At 61.9% G+C, this 2,325-nt stretch carries 3 protein-coding genes; 1 reads left to right on the plus strand and 2 read right to left on the minus strand.

Annotation, left to right across the window (positions count from 1 at the left end):
* Positions 1-98, minus strand: a 98-nt coding sequence (locus tag BLX41_RS37175) for a hypothetical protein (RefSeq protein WP_404942737.1), incomplete at its 3' end; no start/stop codon positions are given.
* Between the two features lie 197 nt (positions 99-295).
* Complete coding sequence (locus BLX41_RS03650) at positions 296-1,057, minus strand: SDR family oxidoreductase (RefSeq protein WP_123723814.1); 762 nt, start codon at positions 1,055-1,057, stop codon at positions 296-298.
* A 237-nt stretch (positions 1,058-1,294) separates the two neighbouring features.
* Between BLX41_RS03650 and BLX41_RS03655 the strand changes: the two genes are divergently transcribed.
* Complete coding sequence (locus BLX41_RS03655; protein WP_123723815.1) at positions 1,295-2,299, plus strand: NADP-dependent oxidoreductase; 1,005 nt, start codon at positions 1,295-1,297, stop codon at positions 2,297-2,299.
* Positions 2,300-2,325: the final 26 nt, after the last annotated feature.

The following is a 2,325-nucleotide window of genomic DNA, read 5'->3' on the forward strand; positions in this document are numbered from 1 at the left end:
GCCACCAGGGCCGTCAAGAGCAACACCAGGGCAAAACCGATACCCAGTTTCTTTGCCATGCCCAGGTTGGCAAAACGTCCACTCGTGGCCGAAGTCATGGTGCGCAGTCCCCTTCCAATCCCCAATGGCAATACGGCCATTTTGTCTTTGTGAAGGGTCGCAACGGCGTGCACCGGCGCACAAGTCTCTGATGTCGGAATAATGGCAAAAAGCTACGCCGAGGTCGTTTTCAGGACGCTGAAGGTCGATTCCATCGGGCCCCGGCTGGCTGCTGCGCCAAGGCCCGAGCTGGCATTCAGATGGCCGTGGCGCCGCCGTCGACAGCCAAGGCGTGTCCAGTGGTGAAAGCGGCACCGTCACTGCACAGATAGAGCACCGCACTGGCAATCTCCTCGACCTTGCCGATACGCCCCACCGGGTGCATCGCTGCGGCAAATTCGGCCTTCTTCGGGTCAGCCTCATAGGCACGGCGGAACATGTCGGTGTCGATCACCGCCGGGCAGACGGCATTCACCCGAATCTTCTTCTTGGCGTACTCGATGGCCGCCGACTTGGTCAGGCCGATCACGGCATGCTTGGACGCGGCGTAGATGCTCATCTTCGGAGCGGCGCCCAGACCGGCCACCGAGGCGGTATTGACGATCGCGCCGCCGCCCTGGGCAAGCAGCAGCGGCAGCTGGTACTTCATGCACAGCCAGACCCCTTTGACGTTGACCCCCATAATGGCGTCGAACTCATCCAGGGAGCCTTCCGCCAAGCGCCCCTTCTCGATTTCGATCCCGGCATTGTTGAAGGCGTAGTCCAGACGGCCATAAGCCTCGACTGTCCGAGCCATGAGCTTCTGCACATCCGCCTCATGGGTGACGTTGCACGGTACGAACAGCGCCTCGCCTCCAGCCGCCTGGATCAGCGCCACTGTCTCTTCGCCTCCGAGCACATCCAGATCCGCGACCACCACTTTCAAACCTTCTGCAGCGAACGCCTGGGCTGTCGCCCGGCCGATACCGTTGGCCGCGCCGGTCACCAGGGCCACCTGGCCGGAAAACCTCATGCTCATTGCTCAGATCCTCGATCAAGTACGGGTCAGCTACCCAATCCAATCTAGCCACAGCCGGCCATGGTCGCGTCAGCACTATCAAAAGGCCGGTTGAGGTCTTATGCATCCTGATGATGAAACCACCCCCATCTACATCACCACACTGGATCGCCTCCCATTCGCTGGACTGGCAAACCTTGCGGCAAGGTCCTTGAGGGTCTATCAACTAGAGCTTCATTCACCCCTTGAGTGCCTGCCATGACCACCCTGACCAATCGCCAGTTCCTGCTCGCCAAACGTCCCGTCGGGGCGGCCACCCGCGAGACCTTTACCTACCAGCAGGTCGCCGTCGGCGAGCCCGCACCGGGGCAGATTCTGGTGAAGAACCAATACCTGTCCCTGGACCCGGCAATGCGCGGCTGGATGAATGAAGGCAAGTCCTATATCCCGCCGGTGGGGATTGGCGAGGTCATGCGCGCCCTTGGGGTGGGCCAGGTGATTGCCTCGAGCAACCCGGGATTCGCAGTCGGCGATTACGTCAATGGTGCCCTGGGCGTACAGGACTATTTCCTGGGCGAGCCCCGGGGCTTCTATAAGGTCGACCCCAAGCTGGCCCCTCTGCCGCGCTACCTGTCCGCCCTGGGCATGACCGGCATGACCGCCTATTTCGCACTGCTGGATGTCGGCGCGCCCAAGGCCGGTGACACCGTGGTGCTGTCCGGCGCGGCAGGCGCGGTGGGCAGCATCGCCGGGCAGATCGCCAAGATCAAAGGCTGCCGGGTGGTGGGCATCGCCGGCGGCCAGGACAAGTGCAAGTTCCTCATCGACGAACTGGGCTTCGACGGCGCCATCGACTACAAGAGCGAAGATGTGCACGCCGGGCTCAAGCGTGAGTGCCCGAAAGGCGTCGATGTGTACTTCGACAACGTCGGCGGCGACATTCTCGATGCCGTGCTTAGCCGCCTGAACCTCAAGGCCCGGGTGGTGATCTGTGGCGCCATCAGCCAGTACAACAACAAGGAAGCGGTCAAGGGCCCGGCCAACTACCTGTCGCTGCTGGTCAACCGTGCGCGCATGGAGGGGTTCGTGGTGATGGACTATGCCGCGCAGTTCGCCGCCGCCGGACAGGAAATGGCCGGCTGGATGGCCAAGGGGCAACTCAAAAGCAAGGAAGACATCGTCGAGGGGCTGGAGACGTTCCCGGAAACGCTGACCAAGCTGTTTCGCGGTGAGAACTTCGGCAAGCTGGTACTGAAAGTCTGAATCTGTAGGAGTCGGCTTTTCGGCGG

It is taken from the genome of Pseudomonas protegens, from assembly GCF_003732485.1.
Taxonomy (GTDB): Bacteria; Pseudomonadota; Gammaproteobacteria; order Pseudomonadales; family Pseudomonadaceae; genus Aquipseudomonas; species Aquipseudomonas protegens_B.